This window comes from Agrobacterium sp. S7/73, from assembly GCF_019355535.1.
Taxonomy (GTDB): Bacteria; Pseudomonadota; Alphaproteobacteria; order Rhizobiales; family Rhizobiaceae; genus Agrobacterium; species Agrobacterium tumefaciens.
On sequence record NZ_CP072136.1, the window covers coordinates 1961485 to 1977432 of the forward strand.

Sequence of the window (15948 nt, forward strand, 5' to 3'; positions counted from 1 at the left end):
TTTGGCCGATTGCGTCCGCAAGCGTTATGGGACGAGTCGCGAAAACGGCGCGGGATACGAGTGTGTGTCACTTGGGTACAGAGTGCTTTGTAACTGCCTGCAAGAAACGAGGGGCAGAATCGCGTCGGCGCATTAGCTCTCTCCACTATCATCCGGTTTATCGCAGGGGTCCGGCGTTTCGCGAAACGTGCTGAAGAACGAACTGGCATGCGGAAACGCATGCTTTGGGTGCCTGCTGGGAAGAAGTAGCTGTTTAGGGAGATTTATAATTTCAGGCTGCGTGCCGAAATGGCGGAGAGGATGGCCGCCGCGATCACGCCTTTCATAACTTAGATGAAAACCCCTCATTGCTTTTATTGTGCTTTTTCATTTCTTATATGCCTATGACGTCTCAAATGCCCCTTGTGACACCCGCAAATGTTAGGACCAGAATTAGGACCGATGGCGCGCAATAAGCTGAACACCACCCAAATAAAGGCCGCTAAAGATCCCTGTCGATTAAGCGACGGCGACGGTCTTTACCTTGTGGTGCGAAAGGGTGGTGGCAAGACCTGGAGCTTCGTTTTCATTCGGGGAGGAAAGCGCCGCGAACTTGGACTAGGGTCTTTTGGCAGCGGTACCGGCCAGGTGTCTCTTGCAGGCGCCCGCGCAAAGGCCGACGAGATTCGCGAGATCTTGGGTGCGGGGGGCGATCCGTTCAAGGAGACCGAATCGCGGAAAGCCCAGAAAAAGCGCACGACCTTTGAGCAGGCAGTTACGGCGTTCCTCGCAACGCGCGCCGACAAGTGGCGAAACGACAAGCACCGTGCTCAGTGGGTGATGACGCTCGGCGATGCGTATTGCAAGCGTCTCCTTAAAATGCCGGTTTCCTCAATTGACACTGACGACGTCGTGGCGGTCGTGTTGCCGGTCTGGAAAGACAAGAACGAGACCGCTTCGAGACTACGAGGGCGAATCGAACGAGTGCTCGACTATTCACGCGTGGCGGGATGGCGAGAAGGAGAAAATCCTGCACGCTGGAAAGGCCATCTGGAACACCTCCTCCCGCCAGTGGATGAGAAGCTTAAGCGCGGCCACCACGCCGCCCTGCCCTATACTGAGATGCCCACCTTCTGCCAGGAGCTGAAATCCGTCGGTGGGTTTGGTGCACGCGCACTTGAGTTTCTTATTCTGACGGCAGCGCGCACCGGTGAGGTTCTAGGAGCGACTTGGGATGAAATCGACATGGACGCCGGTGTCTGGACCGTCCCTGCCCTGCGAATGAAAGCAAAGCGCGAACACCGGGTTCCGCTCAGCAAGCAAGCCATCGCTGTCTTGGAGGGGATGAAGGCCGTGCGAATGAGCGACTTCGTATTTCCGGGCACGAAGGAAAATAGCGGCCTCTCGAACATGTCGATGCAGAAAGTGCTCCGGACGCTGAATTATGCTGACCGGGCCACCGTCCACGGCTTCCGCTCGGCTTGCTCCCCGGCTGAGGGGCGGCTTATGCCACAGGCAACAGTTGGCGATCTGCTGGAAGTCTCGTCTTGCGAACGACAGGACTGTTGCCTTCTGAGGATCGAAGCCTGTGACGAACCGCAAGCCGATCGAAAGCGCCGTTTAGCCCGCGAGAGACAGCAGCGGAGGCGACGTGTCACGCGCACCATAAAAAGGGAAAATAGCGGGCGTGACAACCGGCGCAGAACGGCTTCGCCGGCACTTCGTGCTCTGCACTCTTCGAGCGCAGTCCGCCTTCCGTCACGGCAGGAGCCGCAGCCTCATTCTTTCCCTGCCGGTAAAAGGATTGTTAGGGACGCACCGCGCCAGGCAAGCGAGATCACAGATCGAGCCGATGCACCGCAGGTGCGCATTGCCGATTCACAGCCACCGGTCTGCCCACGGTTCGACCGCCATCCTCCTCTAGCCCGGAGTGCGACAGCGATCCCCCATTTCAGGAGACGCAACAATGATTGACGCCACAAACGTCCGCGAAATCTATGATTACGACCCACTCAGCGGAATTTTCCGATGGGCAATCCGACCCTCCAGTTGTGTGTTGCCGGGAACGATTGCCGGATATCCGTGCTCAGATCAAGGCCGCCAACGATTTCGGTCACGTGCTGGATGACGACGTCATTGCGAAGGCGCAGGAGATTGACCGCCAGTTCAATGCAATCTCCAGCACCGTGGGCAACACACTCAAATCGGCCATCGTCAGCGTTGTTGATTCCATGGTGGATTTTTTAGAGTCGCTGCGTGCCGTCGACAAAAGACGCTCCTCCACGATCCAGGGCAACATCAATGACGTGATGCGGCAGAAGCAGGAGGTTGCGAAGGCGATCGCAGATATCGACTCCGCAGACAGTCGCCTGAATGACCGCCAGCGCGCCAAGGCCAAGGGCACGCATGAGATCAGAATGCGGCAGCTTGACGAGCAAGAAAACGTTTTGATCCGCGAGTTGGAGAACCGGCCGGAAGTCATGAACTTCGTTCCGAAATCCTCAGGCGGATGGACGCCGCCGGCTTACAAGGCGCCACCCGAAACGCCAGCAAAAAAGTCACGATCCGCGTCGGTCACGCAGGCGGAGCGCGAGCGGAAAGCCGTTCAGGAATTGATCGCCGAGCTAGAGGAAGAGCTGCGTATCGTTGGCCTGTCCGACGCCGCCAAGCGAGCGTCTACGGCCTCCAGGCAGGCAGGAGCGGCCGCAACGGACGAAGAGCGGGCAAAGGTTATCGCGCTCAACGAAGCGATCTATCAGGGAACAGAGGCCCGCAGGAAAGCAGACGAGCAAACGCTCTATTATCGTGATCTCACGAAAGCGGGACTCGATGATCTGTTCGGTGCCATCGAGAGTGGCAAATCTTTCTGGGAAGCGATGGGCGACGTCGCCGTCAACTCGCTGAAACGCATCGCGGACACACTTTTGGACGATGTGCTGGACGCGCTCTTCAAGGTGAACGGCGCGGCCGGTGGTAGTGGCGGCGGTCTTTTGTCCTCACTATTCGGCGGGTTGTTTGGCGGCGGCACTGGTGGCTTCGCCAGCCTGCCAAAAGCCGGCCCTATGCCGGCGGTCCGACCGTTTGCTAAGGGGGGCGCCTTCACCAATTCCGTCGTCTCCAGCCCGACGATGTTCTCGCATGGGGGCGGTCTTGGCGTGATGGGCGAGAAAAACCCCGAAGCCGTCATGCCGCTGTCTCGTGACTCGAACGGCCGTCTTGGCGTCTCGGTGAACGGCAGCAGCAACAGCAGCCAGTCATTGCCCGGAGGCACCAGCGAAGTCATGGTCAGTCTCTCGCCGGAGCTCATTGGCCAGATCCTTCAGCAGGCGCAAAGTCAGAGCATAAAGCTGGTGCAGAAAAACAATGCTCAGAAGAACGAGCTTTACATGAACGGCAGCCCGAGATGAGCAACCTGCGTGAACTGCTGTGCGGTGAGCTGAAAAGGCAATTGGAAGCGAAGGCACCGACCGTGCCGCGCATTCCTGCCGGCGGCGATCTGCTCTTCCGCTGGTTCCTTGATCTGCACCAGGCGCGCACATACCACGCGGCCGGTCCCAATCCGATCAGCCACTCCGAGATTCTCGCTTATGCGCAGTTGAAGAGCTGGCCGATCGAGCCGCGCCATGTTGCAATTCTGCGGGCATTGGATCGCACATATCTGGAGTGCCAGTCCCGGCCGAAGAGCGAAGCGCCTGAGGGCGTGAAGACCCTACCGCCAGTCTCCTCCTCGCCAGTGACGGCGGGGCTTCTTGACGCCATGTTCGGGTGATGCAAATGGTCTATTTGTCGCAATATGTCGATGCCAGAAACTCCCGTCTTCGAGACAAGCACAAGCCTCCACAGATAGTCAAAGGCGAGCGCCGAAAGCACGTCATTCTGCAGGTCATGGAGATTCTCGATGACTTTCGCTTCAGCGCGTGGGAGAACGAGGGCTCGACACGTGCCGGCCTGCGATCAGCTCTGTGCATTGCAGGCCATGATTGGACTGCATCTGACGTTGAGTCTGCTGCGTTGATCACGGCGGCTTTTCAGAAACTGGCGAAGGGCGCGCGGCCGTCATGGGCGGAAGGACAGCCGGAATATACGGCTCCGATCGAAGCGTGCAACTTTTGCAAAGGGCCCCTTGCGCAGTTCCAGATCGACAGGCGAGAGCGGTTTTGCGGAGTCGCATGCGCTACTGCGGCGCTGAAGTATCGCAGCTATGGGACGCAGCCCTTTAAAGACAGTGTGGGCCGAGCAGCTTATCGCATACTCTACCAGGCGAAGACGAAGCCACGGGAGTGCATACAGTGCCAAGCGTCCTACCAACCTATCAGGGAGGGTTCCGATCAGATGTTTTGCACTCGCCGGTGTCGGAACATATCCATGACCACGCTTCCCGTTAAGCCATGTCTCCACTGCGGAACAGAATTCAAGCCGCATAAACCCACCAACCAACACTGTTCAATGAGATGCGGAGCCGCCCACCGCTTCCAGACCGCTCGGATTGAAAAGCAGTGCGTCTGTTGCGGAATGTCATTCGTGGCCAAAATCAGCAAGGCGATGTATTGCTCCGTAGACTGCAAGAAACGTGCCTTGAAGGTGAGGAAAAAGGCCGCAGCTGTCATAGCGTTCCCGCAGCCGCTCACCGTGGCGGTTTTCGATGGATGGTTTCGTCGGGCCGCATAGTCACTATCACTTTTGATAGTTGATGAGCCTGGGAGATGCGTGCAGCTTATTGCCCATGGACACCATCATTCACGCCGGATTTGAATCCGAGGATTTCACCGTCGAGCGCGACATGACCGTCAGCGAGTTGATCGACATCATCGTTGAGTACGTCGACAGCTTTGAAGAGGCGACAGCGGCTGCCGAGATACTGAATCCGATCTGGACTAGTGGCAGCTACCAGGGCACTGGCTGGCGGGTCTGGTTTGTGAAACGAGAGTCCAAGCCGGTTCTTCATTGAGATATTTTCAACGGTTATTAGACACCGCCCACAGCAGTGCTCCAGGCGCGGCAATGATGACAGTAAGAAGCCATCCAGTGGCGCTCGACATCGCAGACTGCGAGGCCGTTGGCCAATTGTAGGACAGCCATTGCGCGAAGGCGGCGGCGAAAAACAGCACAGCAAGAACGCGAAGAGGAATTTTCAAGCCTGGTTTCGTCATGGTTGTTTCTCGTCATCCTCCAGAACGACATCAACATGCTGCCGCAAGGTAGCACTGGGCTCCTGAGGCAGTCTTCTGAATGTATCGAGCTTACCGGTTGGGCGACGGAATCGGGACGACCCCTTTGTGACAAAAAATGCGAACTGCGTTAAATGATCATGACCAAATATAGTGCGGTAAACTACCTGTCCGCTAATGAGCAGTAGGTCTTCTGTGTACGGCGCGCGTCGGAAATCTGCAACAACCGGGTCGGAATCTAGGACCGTAACAGATAGCTCGGAGTGAGCAGCCAACGCCGACCAAGTTTTATATTCATCATCGATGAACGAAATTGACGCTGTGACATTACCTGGTTGAACAACCTTGGCGGAAGCGTTCACAGAAAAATATGCCGCAGGTGTCTCTCCATTGTTCGAGCACGTTATCAGGATATTGCCCTTAGAGCCGAATTCAGCTTTTGAAGCCAGCACGTAGGCTTGTGTCTGGTTTTCACCGATCTGCCGGGTCAGAGAGATGGCACGTGTCGATTGAATGTATGTTCCGCCAGCGAGGAAAATAGCCACCACGCTGGCGATACACCCTCCGACGCTAGACCAAAACATGGCTTGCGCCCAGTAAGCCATATCAAGTTGAGCCTGCAAATCCTGCAGCGCTCGCATGTCCCCAAGAGCGTTAGCTAACTCACGCAGGCCATCGTAAATGTCACTTATCATTTAAACCCACGGAACATCTAATCGCAGATCAACCAGCACCTCCGAGTGCTGAAGTCACTCTTCCAACATTTTTTCGTAGCGATAATTGCAACTGGAACAGCGAGGATTGGAACTTCCCAATTCCTCGTAAGCGATATCCCACTCGACTGGCTGTTCACATAGCGAGCACTTAGGTCGAAGAAATACGCTCTTTACCTTCGTGTTGAAGACATATCGCTGTTTGTCCGACAGGCTTTCCTCACCCTCGCCGATCACTTTTTTGGTGATACCTTCCGCAGCATCATCATTTATGTCACCGCCGTCGATCAACTGTCGAAGAAAGTCTTTGTAGCCTGATCGCTCATAATCATAGTCCATTTGGGTGCCCTCCATGCAATCCTTGGATAAGCGGCAGCAAGCGATACAGATTGTTCAGTCCTTGAATATCCAACACGGCGATATTCTCTTCCCAAAATCTCGCCGCGGCTTCAGGCTCGGGGTCGAGGGTGAACACCCTGATGGAGCCGTCTTCTTCAACATAGATCCGCCGCTGTCCGCCAAGCTCAAGATACTTCTCTATGAGTTGGGTACCTCCCGCAATTTCCATACCGATTCCTCTCGCTCGTCTTAAGCGAGTAGGGCACAGAATTATTCGCGTGTGAAGCGGCCGGTATGACTTCAGCTAATACATTGTGGATAATCTAGCAGCAGAACCGCACTCACTGGCATTCAACTGCTCTGTGAGTCGCCGCGAATCTCTTTTGAGCCTTGCAGAAAAATACCCGACAGAGCCCTTTCATTGTGCGGAAAGGCGGAAAACGCGGGTTCTCCACAGCGTTCAGCGATTAGGACGCCCATTAGGGCGACGAGCTGAATGAATGGAAAAAATAAGAATAATCAAGTGCTTAACACACGATTGTGGCGGAGAGGATGGGATTCGAACCCACGATACGCTTTTGACGTATACTCCCTTAGCAGGGGAGCGCCTTCGACCACTCGGCCACCTCTCCGGTGCGGCCTGATTATTGCTTTAAAAAAATGAATGCAAGGGTTTTTCGCCAAGAAGCCGAAAAACCTGTTGGCCGAACACCCGCCAGCGAAACTTTGCGGGCCATTGGGGAACTTCTTCTCTTCCGGCACGTTCTGGCTTCGGTAACAAAAAGAGGTGTTCTAATGGCTCAGACCAAACTGAATGTTGTCGAAGATACGATCGAAAACCAGATCGCGGAGTTGCGCTCGCAGATTTCGTCTCTCTCCAAGTCCGTTTCCGCTCGTGCGGAAGGCGTTGGTGAAGATGCATCCGAATTTCTGGATGAGGCTCGTGGCCGCGTTCGCAAGGCGGCAAGCAATGTGCGCGCCCAGGGGCAGAACGTTGTGGAGGCAGTCAAGGAAAACCCCGGCACTGCAACCTCGTTGCTGACGATCGTCGGCGCACTCGGCTTTGCGATCGGTTATGCGGTCGGCGCTGGTACTCAGCAGAGTTCTTCGAACAGCAGCCTTTATCGCTGGCGCTGATTGCCGCTCTAGAGGCTAGAATTCAGGCAAGGCGGGATACGTTCCGCCTTGCCTGTTTGCATTTATTTCAGAGAATTGACGAACGGGGGGCGGAAATGGTGTTCAGCAGCGATCTTGAAGAAGCATTGTCGGATTTCGCGAGAGATCACGGCATTGACAGGGATGAGGCTATCCAGCGCATCGTCCGCGCGGCACTCATCAATAACGGTTATCTCGCTTCCGGCGAAGAAGGCATTCCGCCGGAAAAGCTGAACGCCAGCAACGATGACTAAGACTCAATATCCGGATTTGGATGGCGCAGGCGCTGCCCCGCCCTTGTAGCGGCTGGATAGCGCACGCAGTGTATTGGAAAACTCCGTGACATCGGCGCCAACAGCCACGAAAGATGCGCCGAGTTCCAGATAACGGCGATTGAAGGTCTCGTTGAAGGTGAGAATGCCCGCAGCTTTGCCGGCAGCGACGATCTTGACGATCGCTGCCTCGATTACGGCCTGCACTTCCGGCTCATCCAGCCTGCCGAGATAGCCCATATCCGCAGCAAGATCGGCCGGGCCGATGAAGATGCCGTCCACGCCTTCCACCGCAAGAATATTGTCGAGATCATTGATAGCGGCGCGCGTTTCGGCCTGCACCAGCAGGCACACGCTGTCGGACGCACTGTCGGCATAATCGGTTATGGTGTTGAAGGCTGAGGCGCGGGCAACCGCCGCCCCCATGCCGCGAATGCCGCGCGGCGGATAGTGCATCGCACTGACCAAAGCTTCAGCCTGCGCCGCCGAATCGACCATGGGCACCAGAAGCGTGCGGGCGCCTGCGTCCAGCAGCTGCTTGATCATCCAGCTTTCGCCAACGGGCACACGCACCACCGGTTCGGCGGGCGATGTGGCGAGAGCGCGCAATTGGTCGATGATGCTGCGAAGATCGTTCGGGCCATGTTCACCATCGATGACCAGCCAGTCGAAACCCGCTGTTCCGGCAATTTCCGCCGTGATGGCCTCACCCATATCGAGCCAGAGACCGATTTGCGGCCTGCCAGCGTGGATGGCTGTTTTGAAACGATTTTCGGGAGCGGGCATGATGTCCTCAGGAAAGCAGTAATTTCAGATCGGCGGACGGGTCCGCCAGGATGGCGCGATCCGGCTCAGCGCCGGTATCGAGCAGTTTTTTGCCGGAAACATAAGCCTTGGCATCGTTGACCGCGTCGACCGCCACGAATCGCCCGTCGCGGAAATACCAGACCGACCAGCTGCCTTCGCGCGCGCCGGGCCGCAGCACCGTCTCGTCATAACCGAGGTTGAAGCCGGCGATCTGCAGCTTTACCTCGTATTGATCCGACCAGAACCAGGGTTTGGCATCATAGGCGACTTCAGCGCCTGCCAGTACATGCGCGGCGGCCTCGGCCTGATCAACCGCGTTCTGGACTGATTCGAGACGCACAAGCTGGCCCCGCCACGGCAGCAACGCGCAATCCCCCACCGCGTGGATATCCTTGTCCGAGCTGCGGGTGTGTTCATCCACCACGATGCCATTGCCGACATCGAGGCCCGATTCGCGGGCAAGGCGATCGTTCGGGGTTACGCCAATGCCGACGATGACGAAATCCACGTCAAGCACCGAACCATCGGAAAGCTCGGCAGCGGCCACCCGGCCATCCATGCCGACGAGCCGCACGAGGCCGGTCTTTTCGCGGATGGAGACGCCGTGCTCCTGATGGATGCCGCGCATGATATCGGCGGTTTCCTTTGCCGCCACGCGCTGGAGAATGCGGTCGGCCATTTCGATCAGCGTGACCTCGAGACCGAGCTTGCGGGCGACGGCTGCCGCTTCCAGACCGATATAACCACCGCCAATAACCAGCAGCCTGCGGCCGGGTTTCATTTCCTCAAACAGCCGGTCAGCATCGCGCTTGTCGCGGACGGTCAGAACCCCTTCGAGATCGCCGCCGATGCTGGCGGGCAGCTCGCGTGGTGCAGCGCCGGTCGCCAGGACCAGCTTGTCGTAGGAAAGCGTGCTGCCATCCTGCATGCGAACGGATTTGGCAGCGCGGTCTATCTCCTCCACGAAGGTGGAGAGCCGGATATCGACATTGTTTTCCGCGTACCACTCCTCAGGCCGAAACATCAGCCGGTCGAAGCTCATCTCGCCTAAAAGGTATTTTTTCGACAGTGGCGGCCGTTGATAAGGATAGGCATCCTCCGAGCCGATGATGGTGATGGGGCGCTCATCCTTCAGCGCCCTGAGCTTTGCCGCCAGCGCGAAAGCGGCCTGCCCCGCCCCGACGATTACCAGCCTTCCCGCCACATTTCACTCCCAGAACAATCGCCAATGGGCAGATTTGCCGCACCCTGCGAAGCCATATTGCGGGATCAGGCGTAACGCCAAGTACGGCCCGCGTCAACCGTACAGCGCCACCAGCCCGGTGCAAGCATGACACATTATCACCCCATACTGCGACACCCTTGCAACCGGAAGGAGCCGGATGCATTTCCTCAAGGGAAACATCGGCTTCCGACAGGCGGTCTGGCCCATGTCGAGACGCAGAACAGACAATTGCGCGGATTTCCTTCACGCACTGGCAAGGAAGCCGCGTTAAAATTGGCATCAGGAAAAGGCAATCCGGGAGGTTGTCATGGCTTTACATATTGATCACCGTCAAAGCGTCCCGCAGGACGAGCAATACGAGAAGTTTCAGATCGACCGGCCCGGAAAGATCACCTTCATCGGGCATCACCTCAGCGCCAAGGATACCATGCGCTGCCTGGTGCGCAGCATCTCGCTTTACGGCGCAGAGATCGAGGTCAGCCCGCATCTGGAGATGCCCACTAATTTCTATCTGGAAATTCTCGGCATTCGCGATGAGATCGGCTGCAACCTGATCCGCAGGGAAGAGGAAAAGGTCACAATCGGATTCAACATGTTGATCGACGCGGAATTCCTGCACCATGTGCGCAGGCTGAGTTTCGAGACCAGCGTCTGAGCCGCATCGGCCGATTCGCGGCCGAGTTTTTCTCTCACGGCGCGACGGTGGAAAAAACTGTTCCAAAACAGCCATCCGGCAACCGGGCGCGACTTGCGTCCGGTTTTTTTGCACCTATTGTGTGCCGGGTTTTCAAACAGGTACTGGAAATCTCAGCCAATGTCCGCTTTCTCACGTCTTACGCCGCTAGCCGTCTCTCTTCCTTCAACCGTTCCCTTCGTCGGCCCGGAAGCCATCGAGCGGGGCCGCGGCCTGAAGGTGGAAGCGCGGATAGGCGCCAATGAAAGCGGGTTCGGCCCTGCCCCATCCGTGCTTATGGTCATGCGGGATGCGGCGGCCGAGACCTGGATGTACAGCGATCCGGAAAATTTCGAACTGAAGGAAGCACTCGCCATCCACCACGGCGTTTCGCGTGGCAATATCGCCATTGGCGGCGGTGTCGATGGTTTGCTGGGTGAGATCGCCAGGCTAATCGTTGAGCCGGGAACGCCGGTGGTCACCTCGCTCGGCGGTTATCCTACCTTCAACTACCATGTGAACGGCTTTGGCGGAAAACTCGTGACCACGCCATATGTCGACGATCACGAGAACCTCGACGGGCTTCTCGATCTCGTCATCCGGGAAAATGCACCGCTGGTCTATTTCGCCAATCCCGACAATCCGATGGGAAGCTGGTGGGAGGCAAGCGAGGTCGTGGCCTTTGCCCGTGCGCTGCCGGAAACCTGCCTGCTCATTCTGGACGAGGCCTATTGCGAGACCGCACCTGCCAGCGCCGTGCCAAGCATCGACGCCCTTATCGGCCAGCCGAACATCCTGCGCATGCGGACTTTCTCGAAAGCCTATGGGCTTGCCGGCGCCCGCGTGGGGTATGCCATCGGCACGCTCGGCAATGTCGAAGCCTTCGACAAGATCCGCAATCATTTCGGCATGGCACGCGTTTCGGTCGCCGGCGCATTGGCGGCGCTGAAGGATCAGGCCTATCTGCATGACGTCGTTGGAAAAATTGCGGTGGCTCGAGATCGCATTTCCGCGATTGCCCGCAATAACGGCCTCTCGCCCCTGCCGTCGGCAACCAATTTCGTCACCATCGATTGCCAGCGCGACGGCACTTACGCCCGCGCCATCGTCGACGGCTTGATGGAACATGGCGTGTTCATCCGCATGCCGGGCGTGGCGCCGCTCAACCGCTGCATTCGTGTGAGTGTGGGACCTGATGACAAGCTTGATCTTTTTGAACAGGCATTGCCGAAGGTCATCAAGGCGCTGGGTTGAGGTTTCGCGTGCCTTCTCATTCCTGTTCTTGTCACAGGAATCCAGCCAGCCCAAGTCCTTGGGCTGAAAGGAATCTTTCGCCATACGGACGTCTGCCGGCCAGATTCCTGTGAGAAGCAAAGGGATGAGGGTGGCGAGCCAGGCGGCATATGGTGCGATCGACCATTGCGTGCATCGATTCAACATCCTCTGACAAACCACTGTTCGCGAATCGTTTTCCATCAACCGACATCGCCAGACATAAGAAAACCGCGCCGGCCTTGTTCCTGCCGGTCGCGGTTTGATGTGTCAGCGCAAAAGCTCCTTTTCAAAGCCCTCGCCGCATTCCCCTTCGGGTTTACTTTCGTTTGTACCGGTCATCGGGACTGGAGGGAACCGGACCGGAAATTCTGTCGCGGATAAGGTGCGTCAGTGCATCGTCATCCAGTCGCGTGCGGCACGCAGCGCTTCGGCCAGTTCCGCCTTGGTCATGTTGCGAGCAAGATCTGCTCGCAGCGAAGCGGCTCTTTCCGATCCGCGGATCGCGGCGATGTTGAGCCATTTGTGGGCCGCGACCAGATCCACCTTGCATCCCCGGCCGGTCGCATAGACCAGGCCGAGATTGCAAAGGGTGTCGGCGCGGGTTTCGCCACCGGCAACAGCCATTTCGATATCGCGAATTTCAAAGCGTGCCATCGTTTTAATCCCTGTCTTCTCGCCTGTTTCATCAAGTGCCTTCTTGTCGAGGCTAACCTTTGGAACTGCCGTCTTTTGCGGCTTTTTTGTTCTTCCGGCCGGCAGGTTTTCCCTGCGCTTTTGATGACCCCAATATGTCATGAGGCTTTCAACGGGCGCTTAAAAGGCATGATTAATGGGCCGCAAACAAACTGCAAACGATTGGTAAAATTGGGTTTTTGTTAAATATCACGAGGTGCGGAAATTAAGGACTTTCGAGCGAATTTTACGAAAACTTTAGAATTGGATTTCAACCCTTCATTCACCACGATCCAAACAACGGTTTTTCGAATTGCCCCTCTCCCACTCTCCTAACCGACGCAAATGCCGTCTCGCAGCTGGAATTTTTTGTTTCCTTTTACGTGAACGTCAAATACTATCCGCATGCCCGTGCGGAGGACGAAACGGGCAAAGAAAGCGCGACATGGACGGAGGAGTTTTTATGAAGCGTGTGATGATGATTGCCGCAGGCCTGCTGATCGGCAGCAACCTTGCTTTTGCTGCTGAGCCCATTGAAGGCAACTGGAAGACGGCGAGCGGCGAGACAGCCGTAATCGGCCCCTGCGGCGCAGCTTTCTGCGTGACGCTGAAGACAGGCAAACATGCGGGAAAACAGATCGGCAAGCTTTCCGGCAAGGGAAACAGCTATTCGGGCGATATTACCGATCCCGCCAATGACAAGACCTATAGCGGCTCCGGCACCGTTTCCGGCAATTCGCTGAGCATGAAGGGCTGCGTGCTGAAAATCCTGTGCAAATCCCAGACCTGGACGCGGTTGTGAGATAAGATGCGGCGGACAGGCTTGTAACAGCCTGTCCGTCGTCGCAGACGGACGTCGTGTGTAACGCATATATCCGTTGATGTATCGTCGCGGCCCGAACGAACACTCTTAAGAGCGACGCATGCCTGCCACCCTTTCCATAATCCTGATTTCGGGTACGTCCCATGTCGGCAAAAGCACCCTAGCCGGCCTGTTGAGCGAAAAACTCCACTGCGAGGCAATTTCAACCGACAGCCTGGCACGCCACCCCGGGAGGCCATGGCCGGGCATACCCGCGCCTGTGGAGGAATATTACAGGCAGCTGTCGGCAGAAACGATCCATTGGTTTCTGAAGGTGCATCACCAGAATATCTGGCCGCTTGTGCGCGGGCTGATCGACAGCAAGACAGGCACTGGCAATATCGTCGTCTTCGAGGGCGCGGCCTTGCGGCCGGAATTTATAGCGCCCCTGCTGGGCAGAACGGTTGCCGGGGTCTTTCTTCACGCACAGAATGACTTTCTCTCCGACAGAATGCGCGCGCATGCAGGATATAAAGATGCGACGGCGGGCCAGCGCCGGATCATGGACGCCTTCATTGAGCGGTCCCTGCGCGAAAATACCGAAATGCTGGCATCCGCGCGACACCATCACGTCCCGATCGTCGACATCGCCAATCCCGAAGCATTCGATGGCCTCGTCAACGAACTCACAGCCCGTGCGGTAGCCTCTCCGGCGTGATGCAAAAGCAGGCGATTTGAGGCCGCTGAAGCCAGCCACCGCCCTAATTCACACTGGAAGTATCCCATTAATCTCCCTGAACACCATATGAACCGGGGTCTCAGGGTCCGTTCAGTCCGAGTGTGGCAAAACTCTGTCCATGAACTCCAATAAAGGGGAATGGACATGACAAAGTTGATCAGCCGGCTGGCAATCTTCGCGTTTCTCATGGCGATCTTCGCCATGTCCTTCGCCTCGCTCGTCGTTAATCCCAACCGCAGCTTTCAGCGGGTGAATGCGGGTGCGGCGCTTGCCTGCCAGCACAGCCCGGCACCCGCCGCCAATTGCCCCGTCGTGCTGTGAGGACCGGCCGATGACGACGAGCTTTTCCAACGGCCTGTTTTCCGCACTGAGACTGGTGCTGATGGCATCGATCTTTCTAGGCCCGGTGGCGGGACTTGCAGTTTACAAGGCAGATCCCCGCCCGGCATCAAAGGGCGCCGGTTTCGTGCTGCTGATGAGCCTGCAACGCGGCGCGCTCGGCTGAGATTTCACCGCCTGCTCTTTGCCGCAGCCATTTTTCCGTTTCTTTTCAGTTTCTTCGTATTTCTGTCGCTTGCCTGTCGAAATAGGCCTCCTATAATGGGCCATGACAATAGCAAAACGAACGATTCCGCCCTTCTCCTTCATCAGCCCCGAGCCTTTCGCGCCGCAGACGTTCACGGACCCGAAAGAAGCTGTTGAGGCTTTGACCGCGCTTTACGAACGCAATACGGCGTTCCTCATCAACTCCTTCACCGAACTTGCCAAGGGTGCGCCGATTTCCGGCCGCTACCGCGCCTGTTATCCGCAGGTCAGCCTCGAAACATCCACTTTCGGTCATGTTGATTCGCGCCTTTCCTATGGCCATGTCACCTCCCCCGGCGTCTACACGACGACGATCACCCGGCCGGAGCTTTTCCGCCACTACCTGAAAGAGCAGCTGGGGCTTCTGATCAAGAACCACGGCGTTCCGGTGACGGTTGCCGAATCGGCCACGCCCATTCCGCTGCATTTCGCCTTCGGCGAAGGCGCTTATGTCGAGGCGGCGGCGGCATCCTCGCTGTCCGACGTGCCGTTGCGCGATCTTTTCGACACGCCCGATCTCAACAACACCGACGATCTCATCGCCAATGGCGAATATGATCAGGTGCCCGGCGAACCCGCGCCGCTTGCGCCGTTCACCGCGCAGCGCATCGATTATTCGCTGGCCCGCCTCAGCCATTATACGGCAACGAGCGCCAGCCATTTCCAGAACTTCGTGCTGTTCACCAACTACCAGTTCTATATCGACGAATTCGCCGCATGGGCGCGGCAGTTGATGAAGAATGGTGGCGAAGGCTACACGGCCTTCGTGGAGCCGGGCAACATCATCACCCCTGCTGGCTCCGACAGGCCGGACACGGATGCGGTGCTTGGCCGCCTGCCGCAGATGCCAGCCTATCACCTGAAGAAAAAGGGCCATGCCGGCATTACGCTGGTCAATATCGGCGTCGGCCCTTCCAACGCCAAGACGATCACCGACCATATCGCCGTGCTGCGCCCGCATGCCTGGCTGATGGTTGGCCATTGCGCCGGCCTGCGCAACAGCCAGCGCCTTGGCGATTATGTGCTGGCACACGCCTATGTGCGTGAGGACCACGTTCTGGACGACGACCTGCCGGTCTGGGTGCCGATCCCGGCTCTGGCGGAAGTGCAGCTGGCGCTGGAAGGTGCGGTTGCGGAAGTCACCGGTTACGAGGGCTTCGAGCTGAAGCGCATCATGCGTACCGGCACCGTCGCCACGATCGACAACCGCAACTGGGAGCTTCGCGACCAGGCGGGCCCGGTCAAGCGTCTGTCGCAATCGCGCGCCATCGCACTCGACATGGAATCGGCCACCATCGCGGCCAACGGCTTCCGGTTCCGCGTGCCCTACGGCACCCTCCTCTGCGTCTCCGACAAGCCGCTGCACGGCGAATTGAAGCTGCCGGGCATGGCGACGGAGTTCTACCGCACGCAGGTTGCCCAGCATCTGCAGATCGGCATCCGCGCCGTGCAGAAACTCGCCGCAATGCCAACGGAAACGCTGCATTCGCGCAAGCTCAGAAGCTTCTACGAGACGGCGTTCCAGTAAAAATAGATATCGCTAG

20 protein-coding genes and 1 tRNA gene are annotated in these 15948 nt (G+C 57.4%); 13 read left to right on the forward strand and 8 right to left on the reverse strand.

The window, feature by feature from the left end; all coding sequences use genetic code 11:
- Positions 1 to 441: 441 nt before the first annotated feature.
- The 4 genes from J5276_RS09690 to J5276_RS09705 all read left to right on the forward strand — a co-directional run bounded on the left by J5276_RS09690 (position 442) and on the right by J5276_RS09705 (position 4927).
- Entirely contained in the window at positions 442 to 1953 is a 1512-nt protein-coding gene (locus tag J5276_RS09690; protein WP_162647898.1) for an integrase arm-type DNA-binding domain-containing protein, read from the forward strand.
- 95 nt (positions 1954 to 2048) lie between these two features.
- A complete protein-coding gene (locus tag J5276_RS09695; RefSeq protein ID WP_112155290.1) occupies positions 2049 to 3386 on the forward strand; it encodes a phage tail tape measure protein in 1338 nt (445 codons plus the stop codon).
- Entirely contained in the window at positions 3383 to 3748 is a 366-nt protein-coding gene (locus J5276_RS09700; protein WP_112155289.1) for a hypothetical protein, read from the forward strand. Before J5276_RS09695 ends, J5276_RS09700 begins: the two co-directional genes overlap by 4 nt.
- Before the next feature lie 954 nt (positions 3749 to 4702).
- On the forward strand, positions 4703 to 4927 hold the full coding sequence (locus tag J5276_RS09705) for a hypothetical protein (RefSeq protein ID WP_112155287.1): 225 nt from the start codon (positions 4703 to 4705) through the stop codon (positions 4925 to 4927).
- A 7-nt stretch (positions 4928 to 4934) separates the two neighbouring features.
- On the opposite strand, the gene J5276_RS09710 is transcribed toward J5276_RS09705, so the two are convergent.
- The 5 genes from J5276_RS09710 to J5276_RS09730 form a co-directional block, all read right to left on the reverse strand.
- The gene (locus J5276_RS09710; RefSeq protein WP_112155286.1) at positions 4935 to 5129 is read right to left on the reverse strand and encodes a hypothetical protein; all 195 of its coding nucleotides are present in this window, start codon (positions 5127 to 5129) and stop codon (positions 4935 to 4937) included.
- The gene (locus J5276_RS09715) at positions 5126 to 5842 is read right to left on the reverse strand and encodes a hypothetical protein (RefSeq protein WP_112155285.1); all 717 of its coding nucleotides are present in this window, start codon (positions 5840 to 5842) and stop codon (positions 5126 to 5128) included. The genes J5276_RS09710 and J5276_RS09715 overlap by 4 nt, the downstream gene beginning before the upstream one ends.
- Before the next feature lie 54 nt (positions 5843 to 5896).
- Positions 5897 to 6199, reverse strand: coding sequence for a hypothetical protein (locus J5276_RS09720; RefSeq protein WP_174005622.1), 303 nt, complete (start codon positions 6197 to 6199; stop codon positions 5897 to 5899).
- Positions 6189 to 6428 (reverse strand): hypothetical protein, encoded by a 240-nt coding sequence (locus J5276_RS09725; RefSeq protein WP_112155284.1) that lies wholly within the window; start codon positions 6426 to 6428, stop codon positions 6189 to 6191. The genes J5276_RS09720 and J5276_RS09725 overlap by 11 nt, the downstream gene beginning before the upstream one ends.
- Positions 6429 to 6740: 312 nt before the next feature.
- Positions 6741 to 6831 (reverse strand) — tRNA-Ser (locus J5276_RS09730).
- Positions 6832 to 6994: 163 nt separating this feature from the next.
- On the opposite strand from J5276_RS09730, the gene J5276_RS09735 reads away from it, so the two are divergent.
- Complete coding sequence (locus J5276_RS09735) at positions 6995 to 7336, forward strand: hypothetical protein (protein ID WP_003512218.1); 342 nt, start codon at positions 6995 to 6997, stop codon at positions 7334 to 7336.
- A 95-nt stretch (positions 7337 to 7431) separates the two neighbouring features.
- A complete protein-coding gene (locus J5276_RS09740; RefSeq protein WP_013635788.1) occupies positions 7432 to 7608 on the forward strand; it encodes a hypothetical protein in 177 nt (58 codons plus the stop codon).
- 3 nt (positions 7609 to 7611) lie between these two features.
- Here the strand turns inward: J5276_RS09740 and J5276_RS09745 are convergent, their stop codons facing one another.
- Together J5276_RS09745 and J5276_RS09750 are read right to left on the reverse strand one after the other, a co-directional pair.
- Positions 7612 to 8412, reverse strand: a complete 801-nt coding sequence (locus tag J5276_RS09745; protein ID WP_111783196.1) for an aldolase/citrate lyase family protein — start codon at positions 8410 to 8412, stop codon at positions 7612 to 7614.
- 7 nt (positions 8413 to 8419) lie between these two features.
- Positions 8420 to 9637 (reverse strand): NAD(P)/FAD-dependent oxidoreductase, encoded by a 1218-nt coding sequence (locus tag J5276_RS09750; RefSeq protein ID WP_026330594.1) that lies wholly within the window; start codon positions 9635 to 9637, stop codon positions 8420 to 8422.
- Positions 9638 to 9965: 328 nt separating this feature from the next.
- On the opposite strand from J5276_RS09750, the gene J5276_RS09755 reads away from it, so the two are divergent.
- Positions 9966 to 10313 (forward strand): hypothetical protein, encoded by a 348-nt coding sequence (locus tag J5276_RS09755; protein WP_013635784.1) that lies wholly within the window; start codon positions 9966 to 9968, stop codon positions 10311 to 10313.
- 159 nt (positions 10314 to 10472) lie between these two features.
- Complete coding sequence (locus J5276_RS09760) at positions 10473 to 11585, forward strand: pyridoxal phosphate-dependent aminotransferase (RefSeq protein WP_112155282.1); 1113 nt, start codon at positions 10473 to 10475, stop codon at positions 11583 to 11585.
- 408 nt (positions 11586 to 11993) lie between these two features.
- Here the strand turns inward: J5276_RS09760 and J5276_RS09765 are convergent, their stop codons facing one another.
- Positions 11994 to 12260, reverse strand: a complete 267-nt coding sequence (locus J5276_RS09765; protein WP_003496982.1) for a sel1 repeat family protein — start codon at positions 12258 to 12260, stop codon at positions 11994 to 11996.
- A gap of 481 nt (positions 12261 to 12741) precedes the next feature.
- Between J5276_RS09765 and J5276_RS09770 the strand changes: the two genes are divergently transcribed.
- The 5 genes from J5276_RS09770 to amn all read left to right on the forward strand — a co-directional run bounded on the left by J5276_RS09770 (position 12742) and on the right by amn (position 15932).
- Entirely contained in the window at positions 12742 to 13080 is a 339-nt protein-coding gene (locus tag J5276_RS09770; RefSeq protein ID WP_013635782.1) for a DUF2147 domain-containing protein, read from the forward strand.
- 121 nt (positions 13081 to 13201) lie between these two features.
- Positions 13202 to 13798: a hypothetical protein gene (locus tag J5276_RS09775; protein WP_112155281.1), complete on the forward strand. Its 597-nt coding sequence runs from the start codon at positions 13202 to 13204 to the stop codon at positions 13796 to 13798.
- 159 nt (positions 13799 to 13957) lie between these two features.
- Positions 13958 to 14140: a hypothetical protein gene (locus tag J5276_RS09780; protein WP_013635780.1), complete on the forward strand. Its 183-nt coding sequence runs from the start codon at positions 13958 to 13960 to the stop codon at positions 14138 to 14140.
- Between the two features lie 10 nt (positions 14141 to 14150).
- Entirely contained in the window at positions 14151 to 14324 is a 174-nt protein-coding gene (locus J5276_RS09785) for a hypothetical protein (RefSeq protein WP_003509979.1), read from the forward strand.
- A 102-nt stretch (positions 14325 to 14426) separates the two neighbouring features.
- On the forward strand, positions 14427 to 15932 hold the full coding sequence (gene amn, locus J5276_RS09790; protein WP_112155280.1) for an AMP nucleosidase: 1506 nt from the start codon (positions 14427 to 14429) through the stop codon (positions 15930 to 15932).
- Positions 15933 to 15948 lie beyond the last annotated feature (16 nt).

What these genes read in the sequence shown, in the direction of transcription:
- J5276_RS09745 (WP_111783196.1), bottom strand. Translation starts at nt 8,412, where the DNA reads ATGCCCGCTCCCGAAAATCGTTTCAAAACAGCCATCCACGCTGGCAGG.
- J5276_RS09760 (WP_112155282.1), top strand. Translation starts at nt 10,473, where the DNA reads ATGTCCGCTTTCTCACGTCTTACGCCGCTAGCCGTCTCTCTTCCTTCA.
- J5276_RS09770 (WP_013635782.1), top strand. Translation starts at nt 12,742, where the DNA reads ATGAAGCGTGTGATGATGATTGCCGCAGGCCTGCTGATCGGCAGCAAC.
- J5276_RS09700 (WP_112155289.1), top strand. Translation starts at nt 3,383, where the DNA reads ATGAGCAACCTGCGTGAACTGCTGTGCGGTGAGCTGAAAAGGCAATTG.
- J5276_RS09755 (WP_013635784.1), top strand. Translation starts at nt 9,966, where the DNA reads ATGGCTTTACATATTGATCACCGTCAAAGCGTCCCGCAGGACGAGCAA.
- J5276_RS09735 (WP_003512218.1), top strand. Translation starts at nt 6,995, where the DNA reads ATGGCTCAGACCAAACTGAATGTTGTCGAAGATACGATCGAAAACCAG.
- J5276_RS09720 (WP_174005622.1), bottom strand. Translation starts at nt 6,199, where the DNA reads ATGGACTATGATTATGAGCGATCAGGCTACAAAGACTTTCTTCGACAG.
- J5276_RS09690 (WP_162647898.1), top strand. Translation starts at nt 442, where the DNA reads ATGGCGCGCAATAAGCTGAACACCACCCAAATAAAGGCCGCTAAAGAT.
- J5276_RS09715 (WP_112155285.1), bottom strand. Translation starts at nt 5,842, where the DNA reads ATGATAAGTGACATTTACGATGGCCTGCGTGAGTTAGCTAACGCTCTT.
- J5276_RS09780 (WP_013635780.1), top strand. Translation starts at nt 13,958, where the DNA reads ATGGACATGACAAAGTTGATCAGCCGGCTGGCAATCTTCGCGTTTCTC.
- J5276_RS09705 (WP_112155287.1), top strand. Translation starts at nt 4,703, where the DNA reads ATGGACACCATCATTCACGCCGGATTTGAATCCGAGGATTTCACCGTC.
- amn (WP_112155280.1), top strand. Translation starts at nt 14,427, where the DNA reads ATGACAATAGCAAAACGAACGATTCCGCCCTTCTCCTTCATCAGCCCC.
- J5276_RS09740 (WP_013635788.1), top strand. Translation starts at nt 7,432, where the DNA reads ATGGTGTTCAGCAGCGATCTTGAAGAAGCATTGTCGGATTTCGCGAGA.
- J5276_RS09785 (WP_003509979.1), top strand. Translation starts at nt 14,151, where the DNA reads ATGACGACGAGCTTTTCCAACGGCCTGTTTTCCGCACTGAGACTGGTG.
- J5276_RS09775 (WP_112155281.1), top strand. Translation starts at nt 13,202, where the DNA reads ATGCCTGCCACCCTTTCCATAATCCTGATTTCGGGTACGTCCCATGTC.
- J5276_RS09710 (WP_112155286.1), bottom strand. Translation starts at nt 5,129, where the DNA reads ATGACGAAACCAGGCTTGAAAATTCCTCTTCGCGTTCTTGCTGTGCTG.
- J5276_RS09725 (WP_112155284.1), bottom strand. Translation starts at nt 6,428, where the DNA reads ATGGAAATTGCGGGAGGTACCCAACTCATAGAGAAGTATCTTGAGCTT.
- J5276_RS09765 (WP_003496982.1), bottom strand. Translation starts at nt 12,260, where the DNA reads ATGGCACGCTTTGAAATTCGCGATATCGAAATGGCTGTTGCCGGTGGC.